Source organism: Embleya sp. NPDC127516 (genome assembly GCF_044765325.1).
In the GTDB taxonomy this organism is placed as follows: domain Bacteria; phylum Actinomycetota; class Actinomycetes; order Streptomycetales; family Streptomycetaceae; genus Embleya.
The window spans coordinates 169,016-188,658 of the sequence record NZ_JBIWJT010000020.1; the positions used below are offsets into that span (position 1 = coordinate 169,016).

The 19,643-nt window shown below is 71.5% G+C and carries 15 protein-coding genes; 13 read left to right on the plus strand and 2 right to left on the minus strand.

Annotation, left to right across the window (positions count from 1 at the left end; all coding sequences use genetic code 11):
• Positions 1–358 precede the first annotated feature (358 nt).
• On the plus strand, positions 359–1,381 hold the full coding sequence (locus tag ACIRL2_RS33560) for an MBL fold metallo-hydrolase (protein WP_402237169.1): 1,023 nt from the start codon (positions 359–361) through the stop codon (positions 1,379–1,381).
• Between the two features lie 132 nt (positions 1,382–1,513).
• Positions 1,514–2,617 carry a winged helix DNA-binding domain-containing protein gene (locus tag ACIRL2_RS33565; protein WP_402237172.1) on the plus strand — a complete coding sequence of 368 codons (1,104 nt, stop codon included), beginning with the start codon at positions 1,514–1,516 and terminating at the stop codon, positions 2,615–2,617.
• A gap of 114 nt (positions 2,618–2,731) precedes the next feature.
• Here ACIRL2_RS33565 and ACIRL2_RS33570 read toward each other — a convergent pair whose 3' ends face one another.
• Positions 2,732–3,376, minus strand: a complete 645-nt coding sequence (locus ACIRL2_RS33570) for an HNH endonuclease family protein (RefSeq protein WP_395865039.1) — start codon at positions 3,374–3,376, stop codon at positions 2,732–2,734.
• Positions 3,377–3,912: 536 nt separating this feature from the next.
• Here ACIRL2_RS33570 and ACIRL2_RS33575 point away from each other — a divergent pair.
• The 5 genes from ACIRL2_RS33575 to ACIRL2_RS33595 all read left to right on the plus strand — a co-directional run bounded on the left by ACIRL2_RS33575 (position 3,913) and on the right by ACIRL2_RS33595 (position 11,816).
• Complete coding sequence (locus ACIRL2_RS33575; protein WP_402237174.1) at positions 3,913–5,091, plus strand: serine hydrolase domain-containing protein; 1,179 nt, start codon at positions 3,913–3,915, stop codon at positions 5,089–5,091.
• 740 nt (positions 5,092–5,831) lie between these two features.
• The gene (locus ACIRL2_RS33580; RefSeq protein ID WP_402237177.1) at positions 5,832–7,433 is read left to right on the plus strand and encodes a flavin monoamine oxidase family protein; all 1,602 of its coding nucleotides are present in this window, start codon (positions 5,832–5,834) and stop codon (positions 7,431–7,433) included.
• 212 nt (positions 7,434–7,645) lie between these two features.
• A complete protein-coding gene (locus ACIRL2_RS33585) occupies positions 7,646–8,473 on the plus strand; it encodes an ABC transporter ATP-binding protein (RefSeq protein WP_402237180.1) in 828 nt (275 codons plus the stop codon).
• Between the two features lie 11 nt (positions 8,474–8,484).
• Positions 8,485–11,019 carry an ABC transporter permease gene (locus tag ACIRL2_RS33590; RefSeq protein WP_402237183.1) on the plus strand — a complete coding sequence of 845 codons (2,535 nt, stop codon included), beginning with the start codon at positions 8,485–8,487 and terminating at the stop codon, positions 11,017–11,019.
• Between the two features lie 272 nt (positions 11,020–11,291).
• Positions 11,292–11,816 carry an SHOCT domain-containing protein gene (locus tag ACIRL2_RS33595; protein ID WP_402237186.1) on the plus strand — a complete coding sequence of 175 codons (525 nt, stop codon included), beginning with the start codon at positions 11,292–11,294 and terminating at the stop codon, positions 11,814–11,816.
• 173 nt (positions 11,817–11,989) lie between these two features.
• Here ACIRL2_RS33595 and ACIRL2_RS33600 read toward each other — a convergent pair whose 3' ends face one another.
• A complete protein-coding gene (locus tag ACIRL2_RS33600) occupies positions 11,990–12,892 on the minus strand; it encodes a MerR family transcriptional regulator (RefSeq protein ID WP_395865029.1) in 903 nt (300 codons plus the stop codon).
• 90 nt (positions 12,893–12,982) lie between these two features.
• Here ACIRL2_RS33600 and ACIRL2_RS33605 point away from each other — a divergent pair, with 90 nt between their 5' ends.
• The 6 genes from ACIRL2_RS33605 (at position 12,983) to ACIRL2_RS33630 (ending at position 19,603) form a co-directional block, all read left to right on the plus strand.
• Entirely contained in the window at positions 12,983–13,816 is an 834-nt protein-coding gene (locus ACIRL2_RS33605; RefSeq protein WP_402237189.1) for an alpha/beta fold hydrolase, read from the plus strand.
• The gene (locus ACIRL2_RS33610) at positions 13,813–14,361 is read left to right on the plus strand and encodes a nuclear transport factor 2 family protein (RefSeq protein ID WP_331771812.1); all 549 of its coding nucleotides are present in this window, start codon (positions 13,813–13,815) and stop codon (positions 14,359–14,361) included. The genes ACIRL2_RS33605 and ACIRL2_RS33610 overlap by 4 nt, the downstream gene beginning before the upstream one ends.
• Before the next feature lie 2 nt (positions 14,362–14,363).
• Entirely contained in the window at positions 14,364–15,386 is a 1,023-nt protein-coding gene (locus ACIRL2_RS33615) for an LLM class flavin-dependent oxidoreductase (RefSeq protein WP_402237191.1), read from the plus strand.
• 300 nt (positions 15,387–15,686) lie between these two features.
• Positions 15,687–16,598: a DUF1028 domain-containing protein gene (locus tag ACIRL2_RS33620; protein WP_402237194.1), complete on the plus strand. Its 912-nt coding sequence runs from the start codon at positions 15,687–15,689 to the stop codon at positions 16,596–16,598.
• Positions 16,595–17,893, plus strand: coding sequence for a M20 family metallopeptidase (locus ACIRL2_RS33625; RefSeq protein ID WP_402237197.1), 1,299 nt, complete (start codon positions 16,595–16,597; stop codon positions 17,891–17,893). Before ACIRL2_RS33620 ends, ACIRL2_RS33625 begins: the two co-directional genes overlap by 4 nt.
• Positions 17,894–18,106: 213 nt before the next feature.
• Positions 18,107–19,603: a purine-cytosine permease family protein gene (locus ACIRL2_RS33630; RefSeq protein ID WP_395865018.1), complete on the plus strand. Its 1,497-nt coding sequence runs from the start codon at positions 18,107–18,109 to the stop codon at positions 19,601–19,603.
• Positions 19,604–19,643: the final 40 nt, after the last annotated feature.

Here is a 19,643-nt window from a genome sequence, read left to right on the forward strand (position 1 = left end):
GGAGCCGGCACCCCTTGGATCGGAGCCGGCACCTCCCGGATCGGAGCCGGAAGCCGATGGTGCGGTCGCGGCATCCGTGAGCCGGGAGGGGGCGCCGGTGACCCGGAAGCGGGGCGGCGACGGATGCAGGGTGATGGGGGCGGATGCGGCTCGGAGCCCGCCTCCGGTTCGGTCGCCGATGGGGTCGGGCGCACGGACGTCCGGGGCGGATTGCCGGGCGGGGCCTGTGAGGTGGGCAAGTCCGCCACCAGCGGCCATAGTTGATTGCCTATGGCTTCCGGTCGGATCCGGTCTTGGACACGTGGCGACGGCCCTTGATGTGCTGCCCCCGTAATCGCAACGGAACGGGGAGCACGAGATGTGTGAGAACTGCACGACCGCCGGTGGGCAGGCGGGCGCGAGTCGTCGAGGACTGTTGCGAACGGCGGTGATGGGTGGTGCGGGGCTTGCCGCGGCGGGGCTCGCGGTTGCCGGCGGCGCACCGGTCGCGGCGGCGGAGCCCGAGGTCGCGGTGGAAGCGGCTCGCGGACCCGTGGGGGTGGGTCTGCGGTGGCTCGGCGTGGCCGGCTGGGAAATCACCTTCGACGGGCGCGTGTTGTACTTCGACCCGTACCTGAGCCGCTTCGACTATCGCCTCCAGGGCGGCGCGTTGCGCACCGACCCGCGCGTGATCGAAGGGCTGTTGGCCTCCGGTCGACTGGCGGGACCGCCCGAACTGGTCATGGTGAGCCACGGTCACTGGGATCACATGGCGGACGTGCCCTATTTGTTGACCCGCAAGGAGTGGGCGGCGCGCACGATCGACACGATCGGCACGGAGACGCACGCCCATCTGCTGCGGGCCATGGGCGTCGAGCGCCCGGTGATCGTCGCCTCGGGTGGTGAGTACCTGAGCTTCGGCGGCGGCGCCTACACCGTCGAGGTGATCCGCAGCCTGCACAGCCAGTCCGCCGGCCACGGCTTCTTCGCGCCCGGCTCGCGCACCGCGCCGCCTCCGCCGCCGACGACCACGGCCGACCTGGTCGAGGGCGGCACGCTCGCGTACCAGGTCACCGTGCCGGGCCGGCTGAAGGTGATGCTGTTCGGCGGCACCAACTTCGTGGAGCGGGAGATCGCGGGGATGCGGCCGGACGTGGTGATGGTGTCGATGACGGATTACAGCACGGTCCACGAATACCTGCCGAGGCTGCTCACCGCGCTCGGCGGGCCGCGCTACGTCATCCCCAGCCATCACGACGACATGATCACGGGCTACGACGACCCGGCCCTCCCCGGGACCGTGAATCCCAAGGCGGTCGCCGAACTTCGTGCGACGATCGCCCGGGCGGGGCTTGCCTCCAAGGTCGTTCCGGCCGTGCATCTCCAGCGCTTGAATTTCTGACCGGGCCGCGATCGGGAATCGGGTCGGCTCCCGATCGCTCACCGGAGCCGATGCCAACCAGACGCGCTGCCAACGACGTTCCGTCATCCGCACGATATGGTCCGACCCGGGCGGTCGGTCCCATTCCCACAGATGAAGACGCGAGGCATTGTCGATGCTCGACCGGAGCGGATCCGCAGGACGCGAGCCCGTGCGCAGGCCTTGGCGGAGGGGGTCCGGGAGGACTCCGTCGAGGCGGTCGTGCGGCGGGTCCTGGCCATCCAGGCCCAGGACGCCACCGCCGCCGACCTGGGCATCCGCGTACGAGGCAGGGGCATCGGAGCGCGCGACGTCCGCGCGGCGTACGAGAACGAGCGCAGTGTCGTGCGCACCTGGCTCATGCGCGGGACCCTGCACACCGTCGCGGCCGAGGACGTTCGCCGGCTCCTGCGGCTGCTCGCGCCCCGCCTTCTCGACGGGACCGGTCGCCGTTACCGGGAACTCGGCCTGGACGAGGGCCTGCGCGAGCGCGCCGACCGCCTCATCCGGGACGCCCTCACCACACATGGGCCGCTCACGCGCCAGGAGCTGACCGACCGCCTGGGCACCCTCGGCGTCCCGCCGGAAGGACAGGCGTCGTTCCACCTGATCCGCCACGCGGCCCTCACCGGCATCGTGTGCCACGGTCCCGAACACGCGGGTGAGGCGACCTACGCCCTTCTCGACGACTGGGTACCGGCGCAACCCGACGACTCCGGAGGGGAGTCGGAGTCGGACCTCGCCGAACTCGCGCTCCGCTACCTGAAGTCGCACGGACCCGTCGACACGGAGGACTTCGCGACCTGGTCGGGCCTGCCCATCACCTGGGCCCGCAAGGCATGGAAGGCACTGGCGTGGTCGGGCGCGATCACCGACGACGGCGTACCGACCGGGTCCGTCGATCCTGCGGCGGACTCGGCCGCCAGGTCGTCCGAGGCGCCGGACGTGCGGATGTTGCCCGCCTACGACGGCTACCTCGTCGGCTATCGCACCCGCGAATCGGCCGTTCCCGCCGCCTACGAGCACCGGGTTCGCCCGGGCGGCGGGCTCATCCGGCCCACGATCACGGTCGACGGGCTGGCCGTTGCCACCTGGACCCGCCTCGCCGGCGGACGCACCGTCGAGGTGAGCGCGTTCGAGCCGCTGTCTGCCGTGGTCGAAGCGGGCATCGAGGCCGAACGGTCGGAGGTCGTCGGCTTCCTGCGGCCTGCGGTATGACCGTGGCAGCGGTTCTCGCGGTGGGCGCGGCGGTGGCGGCGTCCGCCGGCACGGCGACCGTGTGTGCCGTGCGCGACTTCCGACGGCACACGTGCGGTCGGCGTGCGGCAGGGGTCAGCAGGCGTTGAGGAGCGTGGTGAGGGCGCTCTTCTCGGTGGCGTCGACGGTCAGTGCGTAGTCGTGCTTGACCTGGACCCAGGCTCGGGCGTAGGTGCAGCGGTAGGAGGCCTGGGGGAGCCATTCGGCGGGGTCCTTGTCGCCCTTGGAGCGGTTCGACGAGGCCGAGACGGCGATGAGTTGAGGGGCGTTCACGTCGTTGCCGAAGGCGCGGCGCCGGGTCGTGGTCCAGGCCCAGGCGCCGGACGCCCAGGCCTCGGACAGCGGTACGACGTGATCGATGTCGAACGTCGACGGGTTCGTGGTGACGGCGTTGTCGTAGGCGCTGGTCCAGGTTCCGGAGGTGGCGGTGCAGGCGCTGTTCGTGGTCACGCCGTTACCGTCGCGCTTGAGGATCCATTCGCGCGTGTCGCAGGTCCCGGAGATGGTGATCCAGGTCGGGAACAGGTCGCGGTCGTAGCTGTCACCGTGTGTCTCGGCGGTCGCGGACATGCCGGACAGGTAGGAGCGGGCGGTTGCCGCCGATATCGGTGTGGGCAGCGCGGCCTGCGCGGGGGTGATCGCGGTCGCCGTCGCGGCCAGGGCAAGACCGGCTATACACAGGGGGGTTGCGGCGCGGCGCAGCACGGTCGCAGTGGTCATGGCGGGGTCCTCCCGAGGGTCGTGGTGACGTCCGGCCCGGGACGGGCACGGATCGGCGCGCCCAGCGTGCCCGAGTCGTGTGCGTCACCGGGACCCCACGCGGCGTGAATTCTTCGTGACGAGCACTGCCGTCCCGACCGATTCGCCGCCCCCGGAAGCCGGCCGAACGCGGCGCCGCGGCACCGGCATCCGGGACCGGCACGGGCCTCCCCCGATTCGTTTCCGGCCGCACACCCGGCCGGCCCGCGCTCGACGGCCGGCAACAGGCGCGGTCTCGACGGCACTTCACCGCGATGCCGGGGTGTGAACGGGACACGATTTCGGCAACGTGGCCGCGCTACCGGAGCTCGCGGCCCGCCGTGTGCGAATCACCATGGGCCATCCGGTGCATCCGCTCGTTCCCATCGGCTGAGCGCGTCGGGGGTTAGCCCTACCCGGAACCCGGCGGGTAACGGGATCGTTCGGAGTGGCCGCGTCCGGACATGCTGGGTCCTGCACACACGGTTGGTTTTCAGCGATTCCACAGGAGTTGGCTCGTGCGTAAGCAGGCATGGCAGGGATTCCGTTCTCCCACGCGGCGTGGTGGTCGGCGCAAGGCGGTTTCGGCCGCGGCCGCAGTGGCCGCGGGCGTCGTGACGATGGGCATCCTGGCGCCGCCCTCGGCGTCCGCCGCCGGTAGGCCCGACAACGTCCAGCGGGGTCTGAACGCGCTGATCCAGCCGGAAGGGCCGCCCGGCGCGCTGGCGAGCGTCCAGGGTCGCGACGGCCACGACCGTACCTACACCGCGGGGGTGGGCGATCTGGCCACCGGCTCGAAGGTGCCCAGGGACGGTCAGGTTCGGATCGGCAGCAACACCAAGACGTTCACCGCGGTGCTCGTGCTGCAACTGGTCGCCGAGGGGAAGATCGGCCTCGACACCTCGATCGATACCTACCTGCCCGGCCTCGTTCACGGCGAGGGCATCGATGGTCGAAAGATCAAGGTCCGTCACCTCCTGCAGCAGACCAGCGGGCTGCCCAACTACAGCAACCATCTCGGCGACGAGGTCCGGTACTTCGAGCCCCGCGAGCTCGTCGACATCGCGCTCCGGCACCCGGCCGACTTCGATCCCGGGGAGAAGTGGGCGTACAGCAACACGAATTACGTGCTGGCCGGCCTTCTCGTCGAGAAGGTCACCGGTCGACCCCTCGCCAAGGAGATGGACCAGCGCATCTTCAAGCGCATCGGATTGCGTCACACCTACTTCCCCGCCCCCGGTGACGTGACCATCCGAGGGCCCCACCCCAAGGGCTACTACCAGGATGCGCCGGGCGCGCCGCTGCGCGACGTCACCGGAACCGACCCCTCCTGGGGCTGGGCGGCAGGTCAGTTGATCTCCACCAACTCCGACGTCAACAGGTTCTTCACCAAGCTCCTGTCCGGTCACCTCCTCCCGCAGGCCCAACTCACCGAAATGCGCTCCGCCACCCTTCCCGCCGATGCCACCTTCGGTGCGGGCGCCCGCTACGGGCTGGGGATCGTAAGCAAGCCCCTGCCGTGCGGCGGCGGCGACCGGCTCTACTGGGGCCACGGCGGCAGCTTCCCGGGTTACGAGACCCGCGGCGGCGCCACGGACGACGGCCGTGCCGGCAACGTCGCGGTCACCATCCAGCTGAACGACGCGGCATCCAGGAAGCGGGTGGACAACGTGGTGGAAGCGGCCCTGTGCCGCTGAACCGCGCCCGGTGAGGCCCATCCCGACGGTCGGCCCGCGCATCCGACCTCGAACCGCGCCCACGGTGCCGTGCCTCCGTCGCGCTCGCCAACTGAACTTGCCCCTCACGCACGGGGTTTGCGGCCTCCGGGCATGCGGCCCACCAACCTCCTCGATGGCCCCGGGTGAACGTGTCGGGTACCGCCCGGGATCATGTATGCGGGTCACGGTCGGTGGGGTCGGGGCGGGAACGGATCGGGGACGTCGATGGCGCGCGTGGGTTCGGCTGTGCGGGTGGTGGCAGCAGCGGTGGGGATGGCGTTGATGACGGGGTGTTCCGCGGCTGCGGACCTGGCCGACTCGGCCTCCGCGGATCTGTCGCGACTGGGCAACAAGGCGCTGTACGAGATTCGGACGCGGACTCGATCAGGGTGACCTGGTCGGAGTACGACCGCCCCGTCGAGATCAAGGCGCCCGCGCGCGACTTGGTCGTCGAGTTGCCCACGCTCGGGAACGCGCCCCTCCCCGGGCTGTGATCGACGCGCGGCGGGCGGGTGACCGCCCGCCGCGCGACGGTTCTGCGACATGCCACCCGCCGCGGCACAACGACCCGACGGCGACGCGACGACCCGACCTGATGTGCGGGATCCGAGTCGTGCTCCGCGCGCCGACCCTGGGACTGCGTTAATAATAGACCGACGGGTCGATCAATCAATCGCCGAACCGTCCGATATCCCACGTCTTCAAGAGGGGACACGCACATGACCGACTCTTCACGACCCGGTTGGGCGACCAGCCGCCGAGGATTCCTACAACGGGTGGGTGCCGTGGGTGGTGCCGGAGCGGCGCTGAGCGCGATGGGCGCGCTCGGCCTCGTCCCGAGTTCGGCGAGCGCCGCGACGCCGCCGTTTCGCGCGCCGCGCGCGTCCGACTTCGGGCTCACCGGACGCGGCGCGGGGCGCGTCGCGGTGGTCGGCGCCGGTGTGGCCGGTCTGACCGCCGCGTACGAGTTGGACAAGGCCGGCTACGACGTGACCGTGCTCGACGCGCGCCCGCGGATCGGCGGGCGCAGTCTCACGGTGCGTGGCGGCGACACCCTGACCGACCTCAAGGGCGTGACCCAGCACGCACGTTTCGCGCCGGGTCAGTACTTCAACGCCGGACCCGCGATGCTCCCGCAGTGGTCGGTCAGCACCGACTACTGCCGTGAATTGGGGGTTCCCCTGGAGGTGTTCTCGATATCGAACACGAACACCTTCGTGTTCGACCCGAACGGGCCGGGCCGGCCGCGTTTTCAGACCGCGCAGGCGGACGCGTACGGCGTGGTCGCCGAGTTGCTGGCCAAGGTGACCGACCAGGGGGGCCTGAACCGGCAGTTGACCGCGGCTGACAAGGAACGCCTGTTGGGGTTCCTGAAGGCGATGGGCGATCTCGGCGACGACCTCGCGTACCGCGAGGACCCGCGGCGGCGCGGGTTCGCGGTGAACCCCGGCGGCGCGGGCTCGCCCGGCACGCCGTTGCCCCGGCGGGGTTCGCTCGACCGCGTGTTCTCGGAACAGTTGTTGCGGCACTGGTACCTCGACGCGAACTTCGACATGGCGTCGACCCTGCTCCAACCGGTCGGCGGCATGGACCGCATCGTCGAGGCCCTGGCGGAGCGGATCGGTCGTGGGCGCATTCGATGCGGGGTCGAGGTCACCGCGATCACCGACGGCCCGCGTGGGACCCGGCTGACGTATCGCGGGGTGGCGAGCGGCGTGCTCGATGTCGACTACTGCATCGTGACCACGCCGCCGCTGGTGGCCGCGCGCATCGCCGGGCTGCCGGCCGAGGTGACCGCCCTGCTGGGCGGCTTCATGGCGGAGTTCCCCGGCAAGATCGGGCTGGAGTACCGCAGTCGGTGGTGGGAGGACGACTTCGCGATCTACGGCGGCCTCACCTCCTACGGTGCGGACGGGTCGCTGTGGTACCCGTCGTACGACCACCATCGCGAACGCGGGGTGATGGTCGCCTACTTCGAGCGGGCGGAGACCACGGTGCAGGGACTGCCGCCGGCCCGGAGGTCGGCCGAGGCGGTGCACCGCAACGTGCGCGTGCACGGTCCGAAGGCGCGTACGGAGCTGGCGAGTTCGCTCTCCGTCATGTGGGGGCTGGAGCCGTTCGTCGAGGGCGGCTGGCAGGCGGCCGATACGCAGAACAACGGCGCCGTCAACACCCCGCGCTTTCGTCCGCTCACCGATCCGAGCGGGAGGGTCTTCTTCGCCGGTGACTGGCTGAGCAACATGTTGGGCTGGCAGCACGGTTCGATGGTGTCGGCGCGGCAGGCGGTCGAGAAGCTGCACGCGCGGGTCCTGGCCGCGTGATCCGGCGCACCTTGCGGTGTACGACGCGACGTACGACGCGACGGTGTCCCGTCCACCCTGGGGCTGATGCGCTCCTACCCCGCATGGTTGACGTCGGCGTCCGACCGTCTCGTTAAATTAGACCGACTCGTCGATCTATTATTCTGTTCGCCCCTCGGGGCGGGCCTGCCCGCGCCTCGAACGAGGCGCGGGCTGTACCGATGGAGAAGCCCATGAGCACACCCCGCCACAGCCGCACCGCCGCCGGACCACGTCCACCGTCCGCCGGCCGTGCGCCATACGCCGCCGTGGCCACGAACCTGATGAAGGTCTACGGCGAGGGAGAGACCGAGGTCAGGGCCCTCGACGACGTGTCCGTGGGCTTTCACGCCGGCGAGTTCACCGCGATCATGGGCCCCTCCGGCTCCGGCAAGTCGACGCTCATGCACTGCATGGCGGGCCTGGACAGGATCTCCTCGGGCTCGGTCCGGCTGGGCGCCGTCGAACTGGCCTCGCTCGACGACACCGGCCTCACCCACCTGCGGCGCGACAGGCTCGGTTTCATCTTCCAGGCGTTCAACCTGCTCCCGACGCTGACCGCACTGGAGAACATCACCCTGCCGCTGGACATCGCCGGACGGCGGGCCGACCCCGCGTGGCTCGACAAGGTCGTGGAGACCGTGGGACTGGGCCACCGCCTCGACCACCGGCCCGCGCAACTGTCCGGCGGTCAACAACAACGCGTCGCGTGCGCCCGCGCCCTGGCCGGACGACCCGAGATCATCTTCGCGGACGAGCCCACCGGCAACCTCGACTCGCACTCGGGCACCGAGGTGCTGAACTTCCTGCGCGCGTCGGTCACCGAATCCGGTCGGACCATCGTGATGGTCACCCACGACGCGGTCGCCGCGTCGTACGCCGACCGGGTGCTGTTCCTGGCCGACGGCCGCATCGTCGACGACATGGCCCAGCCCACCTCCGACCGGGTGCTGGAGCGCATGCGCCGGTTCAACCGGAAACCGGACGAAGCCGTGCCCGCCGTCTCCGCCCTCCCCCTCTGAAGGACGCGACCGTGCTTCGCACTTCCCTGCGCAACCTTGTCGCCTACAAGGTGCGCCTCGCCCTCACCGCGCTCGCCGTCGTCTTCGGCGTCGCGTTCGTGTCGGCCGTCCTGGTCTTCGGCGACACGCTCAAGCAGGCCATGACGGACGCCGCGCTGCGCGAACACCGCGGCATATCGGTCGACGTCCGCGGCACCAAGCACGCCGTCGACCACCTCCAGATCCCGCCCCTGGACGAGTCGCTCGCGGCCAGGCTCCGTGCGCTGCCCGGCACCGCCTCGGTCACCGGTCACGTCACCGGCTTCACCGCCGTGGTCGACCGCGCCGGCGCGCTCGTCCGCAAGAAGACGAGCGCGATCGGCGCCAACGCGGTGCCCGGTCCGGACGGCAAGGACCCCAGATACCCGCTGATCACCGGACGCCTGCCCGTCAAGGCGGGCGAGGCGGCGCTCGACGAGCGGACCGCCGAGGCCGCCGGGTACAAGGTCGGCGACCGGATCCGGATCGTAGCGCGCGGACCCGTGCTGGATCAGACCGTGGTCGGCGTCTTCACCACCGACAGCGCCGCGGTCGAGGCCGGCGGCACGCTCACCCTCCTGGACACCGCCACCGCGCAGGAGCTCTACCTGGAACCCGGCGTCTACGGCGAACTGCGCCTGAACGCACGACCGGGCACCTCTCAGGAGCAACTGCGCGCGGCGGCGGCCCCGTTGCTTCCCGGCGGTGCCGAGGCACTGACCGGTGACAAGCTGCGTCAGGACGACCGGAACAGGGTGAACAAGGAGATCGCGTCGCTGCGCACGCTGCTCCTGGTGTTCGCCGGCATCGCACTGTTCGTCGGCAGCTTCATCATCGCCAACACCTTCGCGATGCTCGTTGCGCAACGCACCCGCGAACTCGCGCTGTTGCGCGCCATCGGTGCCACCCGCAGGCAGGTGACCCGCTCGGTGATGTTCGAGGCCCTCGCGGTGGGCGTGGTCGCCGGACTCGGCGGGTTCGTGATCGGCATCGGGCTCGCGATCGGCCTGCGCGACGTCCTCAACGGTGTCGGGGCCAACCTCACGCCCGGTCCGACCGTCGTCGCCGGCACGACCGCGCTGTGGAGCCTGCTCGTCGGCATCGGCGTCACGCTGGTCGCCGCGTGGCTGCCGGTGCGTCGGGCCGCCAAGATCCCGCCCGTCGCGGCGTTGCGCACAAACCTGCCGCCCAGTACGTCGAGCCTGCGCCGGCGCAACATCGCGGGCGCGCTGACCCTCGTACTCGGCGGCGCCGTCCTGCTCGCCGGCATCAAGGGCTCGGCGACCGGCAACGCCAAGGTGTTCACCGTGATGGGCGGCGCGGGCATCGTCCTGATCGGCGTCATCGTGCTCACGCCCCTGCTCGCCGCGCCCGCGGTGCGTGTGTTCGGCGCGCTGCTGCGGCGGATCCACCCGGTGGAGGGCCGGCTCGCGTATCAGAACGCGGCCCGCAACCCGCGCCGCACCGCCGCCACCGCGTCCGCGCTGATGATCGGCATGGTGCTGGTCACCTCGCTGACGATCTTCGGTACCTCGCTCAAGCACCTGGTCGACCGCACCCTCTCGAAGGGCATCACCGCCGAGTTCGTGCTCAGTTCGTCGGCGGACGGGCAGAGTCTGGCGCCGGAGATCGCCGCCGCGGTCGCCAAGGTGCCGGGGGTGACCGCCGTCAGTCCGGTCCGCGAGGCGCGGGCGACCGTCGACGGCAAGGAACACGGGATCACCGCGGTCGACCCGGCGAGCGCGTTCTCGGTGCTTGCGACCACGTTCACCCAGGGCGGCCCGCAGTCGTTGTCCAGCGGGTTGTTGGTCTCGAAGCAGACCGCCGACGAGCGCAAGTGGCGGGTGGGAACCTCGGTTTCCGTCACCTTCCCGGACGGCGAGCGCGCCCGATTGGCCATCGGTGGAATCTACGACGAGGCACCGCTGCTCGGTGCCCTGACCGTGTCGCTGCAGACGCTGACCCCACATGTGGACGTCGCCGGCGACGACTTCGTGCTCGCCAAGGTCGCGCCGCGGTCCAAGGACGGCATGCGGGACGCGTTGCGCAAAGCGGTCGGCAACAGCCCGGCGGTCAATGTGCAGACGGCGAAGGAGGTGCGCAAGGACTTCAACAAGCTCTTCGACGTCATGCTCGACATCGTCTACGGGTTGTTGTCGATGGCGATCGTCATCGCGGTGCTCGGCGTGGTCAACACGCTGGCCATGTCGGTGTTCGAACGCACCCGCGAGATCGGCATGATGCGGGCCATCGGGCTCGACCGGCGGCGCACGCGACGGGTGATCCGGCTGGAGTCCCTGATCATCTCGGTCTTCGGTGGCCTGCTGGGCGTCGTGCTCGGGCTGATCGCCGGGGTGGGCGGCGTCAAGGGCATGGCCCGCTCCACCAAGGACCTCACGGTGGTCGTTCCGTGGGACCGGGTGCTGATTTTCCTGGTCCTGGCCGCGATCGTGGGCGTGCTCGCGGCGGCCTGGCCCGCCCGGCGCGCCGCGAGGCTCGACGTGCTCACGGCGCTGCGTACCGATTAGACGCGGCGTGTCGCACGCGCGGCGCCGCCTCGGCCGTGCCGCCTCGGACTCGGCGACGCGCTTTCTCCGACCCGGCGACCCGCTCCTCGGACCGGGCGACTCGTGCCCCGGCCGCGCCGTCCACGCGTCCGGGGCCCGTGGCCGGCACGAACCGATCCCTGCGCGACCGGGTGCCGCGCGGGTCCGTCCCGGGGTGGCGGCCGGGCTCGGGGAACGGTCGCGAACGTCTCTTGTCAGTAACGGAATTCGATGAACAATGAGGTGCCGGAAAGATGGACTGGGGAGACCTCGCAGATATCGCGCTCGACCGGCTCGGCGGCGCGAACTCCATGACGCGCGACATCGCCGAGACCGCCGTGCCCGGCGAGGTCCCGCTGCTGGTGACCTCCGCGCGGGCCCGTCAGGAGTGGACCAACGGAACCCTGGTGCTCACCACGCGCCGGCTGGTCTACACCAAGGAGGGCAGACCCACGGTGGCGGTGCCGTTGGCGGGCATCGCCGAGGTCGAGGTGGGCCGGTCCCGGCTCACCGGGAACATCGTCAAGGTCACCGCCGTCGGTGGTGACCACGCTTGGGAGAACGTCGCCGAGGTCGCGACCTTCGCCGCACGGCTGCGTGATGCCGTCGCCGCCGCCGCGAGTGCGGAGCGGGCCCTCGACCGGGCGGGAACGCCCGGCCGGCCGCAGGAGGAGCCGCTGCTGCTCGACCGGATCGAACGTCTGGTCGTGCTGCACCGCCACGGCGCCCTGACCGACGAGGAGTTCGCCCGGGCCAAGCGGCGGCTGCTCGGCGGCTGACGTCGTGGTGCCTCCCGGCGCGCACCGCCGTCGCCGGGGGCGGTGGCGGTGGCGGTGCCCGGGATGACGGCCGAGGCGGTTGCCGGGGGCGGTTGCCGCGCCCGGGGCGGTGGCCCGGATGACGGCCGAGGCGGTGGCCGCGCCCGCCTCCGGATCCCGGACGTCCCCGCTCGCTAGGACGGTTCGCCGGGGGCGGGGTCGGGCGCGGCGGGGGTGTCCGGTGCGGTGAACCCGGACGCCGCGCGAATGATGCGCTTGGTCATCGGGTCCGACCAGGCCTTGGGGGAGAGCACCTCGATCCAGATCGCGCGCACCGTCTTGCGGCCGACGTTCTCCCAGGAGATCAGGGTCCGGGACGGGAAGGAGACCGAGTCGCCCTCGGCGACGTCTATCGGCTCCGCGACCTGCGCGTGGTCGCCGAGCCCGCCTCCCACCCGGAAGCGCAGGGACCCGGACATCAGGAAGGCGAAGGTCTCCCCGGGCCGGGAGTAGGGGCCGCCGCTGGAGCCGCGCGGCGGAATGGACAGCAGGGCCGGTTCGAGATCGTGGCCGGGGAGGAGGAGTTCCTCCCACTGGACGCCGCCCTCGAGGACCACGGTGGCCCGCTCGTCGGCGCGTACGACGCTCGCGTTCGTCTTGGTGAAGGACGCGAGGCTGCTCATGGGAACGCCGAGCGCGTCGGTGATGCGCGCGATCAACTGGGTCGAGGCCCGTTCGACGCTGCGTTCGATCGAGGACAGGTGGGACACCGACGTGTCCGTCATCGCCGCGAGTTCCTTGAGCGAGAGGCCACTCGCCAGGCGCGCGCGTCGGAGCCGACCGCCGTCGGCGGCCTCGTTTGTGGGAGCCGGGCTGTCGGGGCTGCTCAGCGAGGTGCGAATCGCCGCGGGGTTCCAGCCGTGTCGCTGCCGCAGGTCGGCGATCCGGCGCGCCCGGCTCACGTGCTCGGGGCCGTAGCGGCGTTGCCCGCCGGCCGTTCTGTCCGGCACGAGCAGGTCTTGTTTCTCCCACGCCCGCAGGGTCTGGGGACTGACCCCGACCTCGGCGGCGACATCGCCAATGCTTCGCCAACTCATGCTCGGAGTCTAGGACGGCCCGGGTCGGGAGTCTCGACAAACCTACATTGTTACTGTAACTATGGCGCCCCAAGCGGAGAGGGGAGCCCAATGTCATCCGTGGATCGCATCTTCTTCGGAGCAGGCTCGGGGTCGGCGTTGTCGCGGCGGGGCGGAGCGGCCGGCTCCCCGACGGTGCTCTTCGTCCACCCGGCCAACCTCCAGGCCAGATGCTGGCAGGCGGTGCTGGCGGCGGTGCCGGCCGAGTGGACGTGCCTGGCGATCGACCTGTCCGGGCACGGGTCCTCGGTGCGCCACGACACCTACGGTGTCGACCGGTGGCTGCGCGAGTGCGTCGAACTGCTCGACGCCGCCGAGGTCGCGGACGTGCACCTGGTGGGCGCCTCGGTCGGCGCGGCCGTCGCGGTGGAACTCGCCGCGGCACACCCGGATCGGGTCCGCAGCGTCACCACGGTCGGCGGCGCCTTCCGCGCGGCCGATCCGGCCGACTCGCACGCGTTCCTGGCGGCCGTCGCCGCCAAGGGCACCCGGGCGGCGGTGCTGGACATCCTGGCGAGCGAGGCCGGCATGGACGCCGCCTTGGTCGCCGCCGTCGCCGCCGACATCAGCGTCAACTCCGACGAGGAGGCGGCGCGCGTCTGGACGGCCGCCGCCGTGGCCGCGGGCCTGCGCGCGGCGCCCCGACTGCGCTGCCCGACCCTCGCGATCGTCGGGGACCGGGACGTGGGCTGCCCCGTCCGGGACTCCCGCGCGTTCGCGGAACTCACCGGCGGCCGGCTCGCGGTCATCGTCGGACACGGACACCTGCCGATGTACACCGCCCCCGCCCGGGTCGCGGCCTACCTCGGATCACTCGTCGAGGGAACGCGGCCCGACCGCACCCCCCATCGACGTTCCACCACCGGAACAGGAAGCCGATCATGACCGAAACCACGTTCGCCGAGCGCACGGCGCCCGCAGCGGACATCGCCGAGATCCGCAGGCTCCACACGCAGTGGTGGGAATCCAACATCGGCTGGGACATCGACCGCATGGTCGAGGTGTTCCCGTCCCCGGGCGACGAGTACCTGATGTTCAACTTCAACGGACACCCGTACTTCAACATGACCGAGAAGGTCGCGCTGTGGAAGTGGTACCGCGAGATCATCGCCCAGACGGGCGGCCTGACGACGCGGATCATGCGCCTGGAGGTTCGCGGCGACACCGCCTGGCTGGCCTGCGAGTTCACCGTCGAGGCGGAGATGCTCGACGGCGGGGAGTGGACCGCGGACTCGGTCGAGGCGACGGTGGGACGGGCCACCGAGATCTACCACCGCGACAACGGGCAGGGCGCACCCGAGTGGCGCATGTGGCACACCCACATCACCGCGCTGCCCGACCTGGACGAGACCCGGCCCGGTTTCGACGACTCCACCAACAGCCGCGGCCTGGGCTGGGTCCCGTGGAACCCGCTCCCGAAGGGAGTCTGAGCATGGGTATCGCCGACGGTTCCGCGCGCACGGCCCAAGGATCCCCGCGCATCGCACTCGTGCTCGGCAGTTCGCAACGTCCGGCCGAGATCGTCGCGGCGGCCAAGGCCGCCGAACGCGGCGGCTTCGACGAACTGTGGGTCGGCGAGGACTACTTCTACACCGGCGCGATCGCCTCGGCCGGCGCCGTCCTGGCCGCCACCGAACTCCCGGTCGGGATCGGCATCGTGCCCACCACCTCACGTCATCCCGCGCTCCTGGCCATGGAGTTGGCCACCCTCGCCGGGCTGTACCCGGGGCGGCTCAAGGCCGGCGTCGGCGCGGGTGTGCCGGACTGGCTGGACCAGATGGCGATCCGATCGAGGAAGCCGCTGTCCTCGGTGCGGGACGTGATCGCCGGGCTGCGTACCCTCCTCGCCGGGGAGACGCTGACCGTCGAGGCGTCCTCGTACCAGGCCCGGGAGGTGCGACTGGCCCATCCGCCCGCGGTGGTGCCGCCGATCCTGGCGGGTGTGGGCGGACCGAAGGCGCTCGCCATGTCGGGCGGGTCCGCCGACGGGACCGTGCTCTCGGTGCTCGCGGGAACGGAATACGTCAAGTGGGCGGCCGATGCCGTGGCAGGCGGCGGCGCCGGTCCCGCGCACGACCTGGTGGCGTACGTCCTGTGCTCCGTCGACGCCGATGCCGCCGTCGCCCGCGAGCGGTTGCGCGAACTGTTCGGCCTCTACCTGCTGGCCGGACCACGCAACCCGATGACCGAGGCGCACGGGATCGCGGACGCGGCCGAGGCCCTGGCCGCGCTGGACTTCGACGACGCCGTGCGGGCGATTCCGGACGCGTGGATCGACGAACTGGCGGTCGTGGGCACGCCCGATGACTGCGCCCGCAGGATCGCGCTGCTGGCCGAGGCGGGAGCGCACTGCGTGGCGCTGTGTCCGCTGCCCGACCGGGACGCCGAGGCGCAGGTCGACCTGCTCGCGCGCGAACTCCTGCCCCGTGTCCGGGCGGTTCGCTCCGCGGGGTGAGATGTCGCGGGGCCGGGCCGGCCGGACCCGGGTACGGAACCCGGTTCAGGGGGCTTCGGTTCGGCCCCGGGACACGAATCACTCGGGCGGGATCCCTCGGCCCGCCCGGCGTTCGAGGGCCCGACGGGCGCCCGGCGCGCCCGCCCGTCGCGGCCGGGAGCGGTGCGACGGCGCTTCGAGATCGGGTGGTGGTCGGCCCCGGGGTTCGGGGCCGGCGCGCCGTACGGCATCGGGTGGTGGTCGGCCCCGACAGCGGGGCCGGCACGCCGGTACAGCACACACCAGCGATGGGAGACACCGATGACCTATTCGATAGTGAGCTTCGATCCACACGACGGTTCCCTCGGATTCGCGGCGCAGTCGCACTTCTTCGCCGTGGGTTCGGTGGTCGGCGACGCCGAGGCCGGCGTGGGCGTGGTGGTCAGCCAGGCCTTTGCCAACACCGACTGGCCGCACGAGGGGCTGGCGATGTTGCGCGCGGGGGCGGCGCCCGACGACGTGCTGGCGACGTTGACCGCGAGTGATCCGCTGGCCGACTACCGGCAGGCCATCGTCATGGACGCCGGCGGCGGCTACGCCTGCTTCACGGGTGACCGGTGTGCGCCGCACGCCGGCGTCGCACGCGGCGAAGGTGTGGCCGTCGCCGGAAACATGCTGGCCTCGGACGGCGTGTGCGCCGCCGTACTGACGGCCGCCCACCACGACCCGGGAACGGCGCACGCCCGGCGCCTGGTGTCCGCGCTCCAGGCGGGCGAACGCGCCGGCGGTGACGCGAGGGGATCGCAGTCGGCGGTCCTGAAGGTGGTGAACGGCGTACGCGGCGAGCGGCCCTGGCGGCACGTGCTCGCCGACATCCGGGTCGACGACCACGCCGACCCGGTGGGTGAGTTGCGGCGCCTGTTGCCCGTACACGAGGGCTTCCGGGCGATCGGAGCCGCGTTGTTCGCCCCGCCGCTGGTGATCGGCGACGCGTCGCGGATCACCGACGCCGATGCCCGGGGGATGGTCGAGGCGCTCGCGGGCGCCGCGTCCGGCCTGGGCGCCAACCGCGAGGCGGACCTGTGGCGGGCGGTCATCCTGCTGCGCTGCGGCGAGAGCACGGCCGGCGGCGCGCTGCTCGCGGAACTCGCGGCCGATCGGCCGCAGTTGGCCGAGTTTGCGCGTGGTCTCCAGCGGGTCGGGATCCTGCCGACGGTCGAGGTGCGGTCATGAGGCCGGCCCGGCCCGGGGGGTTCGACGCGAACCGCCCGCGCCCCGCGGTGGACACGTTCGTGCGGGTCGACCGGGTGCGTGAGACGGCGGCCGAACTGGTGCGCATCGACACCCGGAACCCGCCCGGCAGGGAGTCCGCGGCCGTGCCCGCGTTGGTGGAACTGCTGGGTGCGATCGGTTGTGCCACCGAGGTGTTCACGTCGCGATCCGGGCGGCCCTCGGTGCTCGCCGGCTACGGCCGCGCCGCGCCGGGCCGCCCGACACTGCTGATCAACGGCCACGTGGACGTCGTACCGGTGGCCGAGTCGGACTGGACGGTGCCCCCCTTCGAGGGTGTCGTGCGCGACGGGCGCCTGATCGGGCGCGGTGCGGCGGACATGAAGGGCGGCATCGCCGCGGCGATCGAGGGGTTGCGCGCGTGCGTCGACGCCGGCATCGACCTCGGCGCCGACATCGTCTTCCACCTCGTCGCCGACGAGGAGACCGGCGGCGTGCACGGGACGGAGGAACTCGTGGCCGCCGGTGTGGTCCGGGCCGACGCGTGCATCGTTCCCGAGCCGACCGACCTGCGGCCGGCCGTGGCCGAACGCGGCTCCTGGCAGGCCCGGATCGAGGTGTCGGGCACGGCCGGGCACGGTGGCGACCCGGCGCGGGGACGCTCGGCGGTCGCGGACGCGGCCCGCGTCACCACCGCCCTGCATCTGGCCCGGTTCCACGACGTCCCGCATCCGCTGCTGGGCAGCCCGACGTGCAATGTGGCGATGGTGCGCGGCGGAGTCGCCGCCAATGTGATCGCGCCGAACTGCGTGCTGACCATCGACCGGCGCACGCTGCCGGGGGAGACGGCCGACGACGTGTACGCCTCGATCGTCCGCACGATCGACGCGGCCTGCCCGGATGTCGACTACCGCGTGGTCCCGACGTTCTTCTGCGAGGCGTCCGAACTGCCGCTGCCGCACCCCTTCGCGGACTTCGTCGACAGGTGCCGTCCCGGCGAGGCGTGGGAGGACGGGGGCTTCGTCGGGCTGTTCCTCGGCTCCGACGCGCGCTTCCTGCGCAACCGACTCGCGATTCCCACCGTCGTCTACGGGCCGGGGTCGATCCGGCAGGCGCACGGCGCCGACGAGTGGGTGGAGATCGAGGACCTGGCCACGGCCGCGCGGACCTTCGCCCGCGCGATGGCCGGGTTCGCCGACTTCGTGGCGGGCACCGGCGCCCGGGAGGGATCCGAGACGCGGACACCACGGACGCCGCCGACGACGGCATCGGAGCGTGCCGGGCAACCGCGCGACTGACCGGAACCCGACCCTCGCGGTCGGATGCGCACGATCAGGCGCCGCCGGACCCGCCCGGGTCCCGCCGGCGCCGGGAGGTCGACGGGTTCGTACGCGACCCGTCGGCGCGGGGATCGGGGACCGCGCCGCATCACGTCTTCACCGCAAAACCACCCATTGCGCAGACAAACCTACAGGAAAAGTGTATGTTTTGCGCCACATGAAGGAGGGCACATGGCTGACCAGTCAGGCGCGGTGACAGGCCGGCAGGCAGCAGCAACCGGGACCGCCCGCGGCCCGGTGTTGGAAACGCGTTCGATCGACTACATCCCGCAGTCCGAGCGGCACGGCCGTGCCTGGCACCAGGCGCCGTTCTGGTTCACCGGGCAGTTCGTGCCGACCACGATGGTGGTCGGCTTCGCGGGACCGGTCATGGGACTGTCGATCGGATGGTCGATCGCCGCCACCGTACTCGGCGTCCTGTTCGGCACCTGCTTCATGGCGTTCCACGCGAACCAGGGGCCCACCATGGGCCTGCCCCAGATGATCCAGTCGCGCGCCCAGTTCGGCACCCGGGGCGCGTTGGTGCCGATGCTCGCGGTCATCTGCGTGTACATCGGCTTCAGCGCGTTCGGCGTGCTGTTGGCCTCCCAGGTGCTCGAATCGGTGCTGCCCGGCTCGGGGACGCTGTGGGCGGCCGTCATCGTCGTGCTCGCGGCGACCGTGGCCATCGTCGGCTACGACCTGCTGCACGCCGTGCTGCGGCTGCTGCCGTACCTGGTCGTCCCGGTGTTCGCGGTCCTCACCGTGCTGGCGCTGACGCACCTGGAGCCGCACCCCGTCCCGCACGACTCCGCCTTCACCCCCGCCGCGGCACTCGCCCAGTTCGTCGCCGCGGCCGGCTACCAACTCGGGTACGCCGTCTACGTCTCCGACTACTCCAGATACCTGCCCGCGGACACCTCCGAACGCGGGGTGATCGGCTGGACGTACGCCGGGGCCGCGCTGTCCGCGATCTGGCTCATGGTGCTCGGCAACTTCATCGCCGGCTCCGTGCCGGTGCCCGACGCGCTGGTCAACCTTCAGGACATCGGCGACACCCTGTTCGACGGCTTCGGCAAGACCGCCGTCGTCGCCGTCCTGGTGCCCAGCGCGATCGCCATCATGGGCGTCAACCTCTACGGCGCGATGCTCTCGGGCCTGAGCATCGTGCAGGCCTTCCGCCCCGTCGCGCTGACGGTGCGCACCCGCGTCACCGGCATCCTCGCCGGCGCGACGCTCGCACTCGCGGTGGCCGAGGGCCTGCCGTCGAAGTACCTCGGCAGCTTCAACGACTTCATCACCCTGATCCTCTACGTCCTGGCGCCGTGGACCGCGGTCAACCTGATCGACTACTACTTCGTGCGTCGAGGCCACTACGCGATCACCGAGATCTTCAGCCCCGACAGCATCTACGGACGCTGGGGCAGCCGCGGCCTGCTCTCCTACGCGCTGGGCGTCGCCGCCCTGGTGCCGTTCATGGTCACCGGCTTCTACACCGGCCCCATGGTCGACACCCTCGACGGCGCGGACATCGCCTTCGTCGTCGGACTGGTCGTCTCCGGCACGGCCTATTGGATCACCACCCGGGGCCTCGACCTCGACGCCGAACAGCAGGCGATCGAGCGCAGCAAGACCCACCTGGACGGAGCGGACGCCGTCGTACGCGCCCGACCTCGCGCGACCGGCTGACCGGTCCTCGGAGTCGACCCGCCCGTCGGGAGCCCTGTCG

Coding starts and splice junctions, on each gene's coding strand:
- ACIRL2_RS33560 (WP_402237169.1), top strand. CDS start 359: ATGTGTGAGAACTGCACGACCGCCGGTGGGCAGGCGGGCGCGAGTCGT.
- ACIRL2_RS33565 (WP_402237172.1), top strand. CDS start 1,514: ATGAAGACGCGAGGCATTGTCGATGCTCGACCGGAGCGGATCCGCAGG.
- ACIRL2_RS33570 (WP_395865039.1), bottom strand. CDS start 3,376: ATGACCACTGCGACCGTGCTGCGCCGCGCCGCAACCCCCCTGTGTATA.
- ACIRL2_RS33580 (WP_402237177.1), top strand. CDS start 5,832: ATGACCGACTCTTCACGACCCGGTTGGGCGACCAGCCGCCGAGGATTC.
- ACIRL2_RS33585 (WP_402237180.1), top strand. CDS start 7,646: ATGAGCACACCCCGCCACAGCCGCACCGCCGCCGGACCACGTCCACCG.
- ACIRL2_RS33595 (WP_402237186.1), top strand. CDS start 11,292: ATGGACTGGGGAGACCTCGCAGATATCGCGCTCGACCGGCTCGGCGGC.
- ACIRL2_RS33600 (WP_395865029.1), bottom strand. CDS start 12,892: ATGAGTTGGCGAAGCATTGGCGATGTCGCCGCCGAGGTCGGGGTCAGT.
- ACIRL2_RS33605 (WP_402237189.1), top strand. CDS start 12,983: ATGTCATCCGTGGATCGCATCTTCTTCGGAGCAGGCTCGGGGTCGGCG.
- ACIRL2_RS33610 (WP_331771812.1), top strand. CDS start 13,813: ATGACCGAAACCACGTTCGCCGAGCGCACGGCGCCCGCAGCGGACATC.
- ACIRL2_RS33615 (WP_402237191.1), top strand. CDS start 14,364: ATGGGTATCGCCGACGGTTCCGCGCGCACGGCCCAAGGATCCCCGCGC.
- ACIRL2_RS33620 (WP_402237194.1), top strand. CDS start 15,687: ATGACCTATTCGATAGTGAGCTTCGATCCACACGACGGTTCCCTCGGA.
- ACIRL2_RS33625 (WP_402237197.1), top strand. CDS start 16,595: ATGAGGCCGGCCCGGCCCGGGGGGTTCGACGCGAACCGCCCGCGCCCC.
- ACIRL2_RS33630 (WP_395865018.1), top strand. CDS start 18,107: ATGGCTGACCAGTCAGGCGCGGTGACAGGCCGGCAGGCAGCAGCAACC.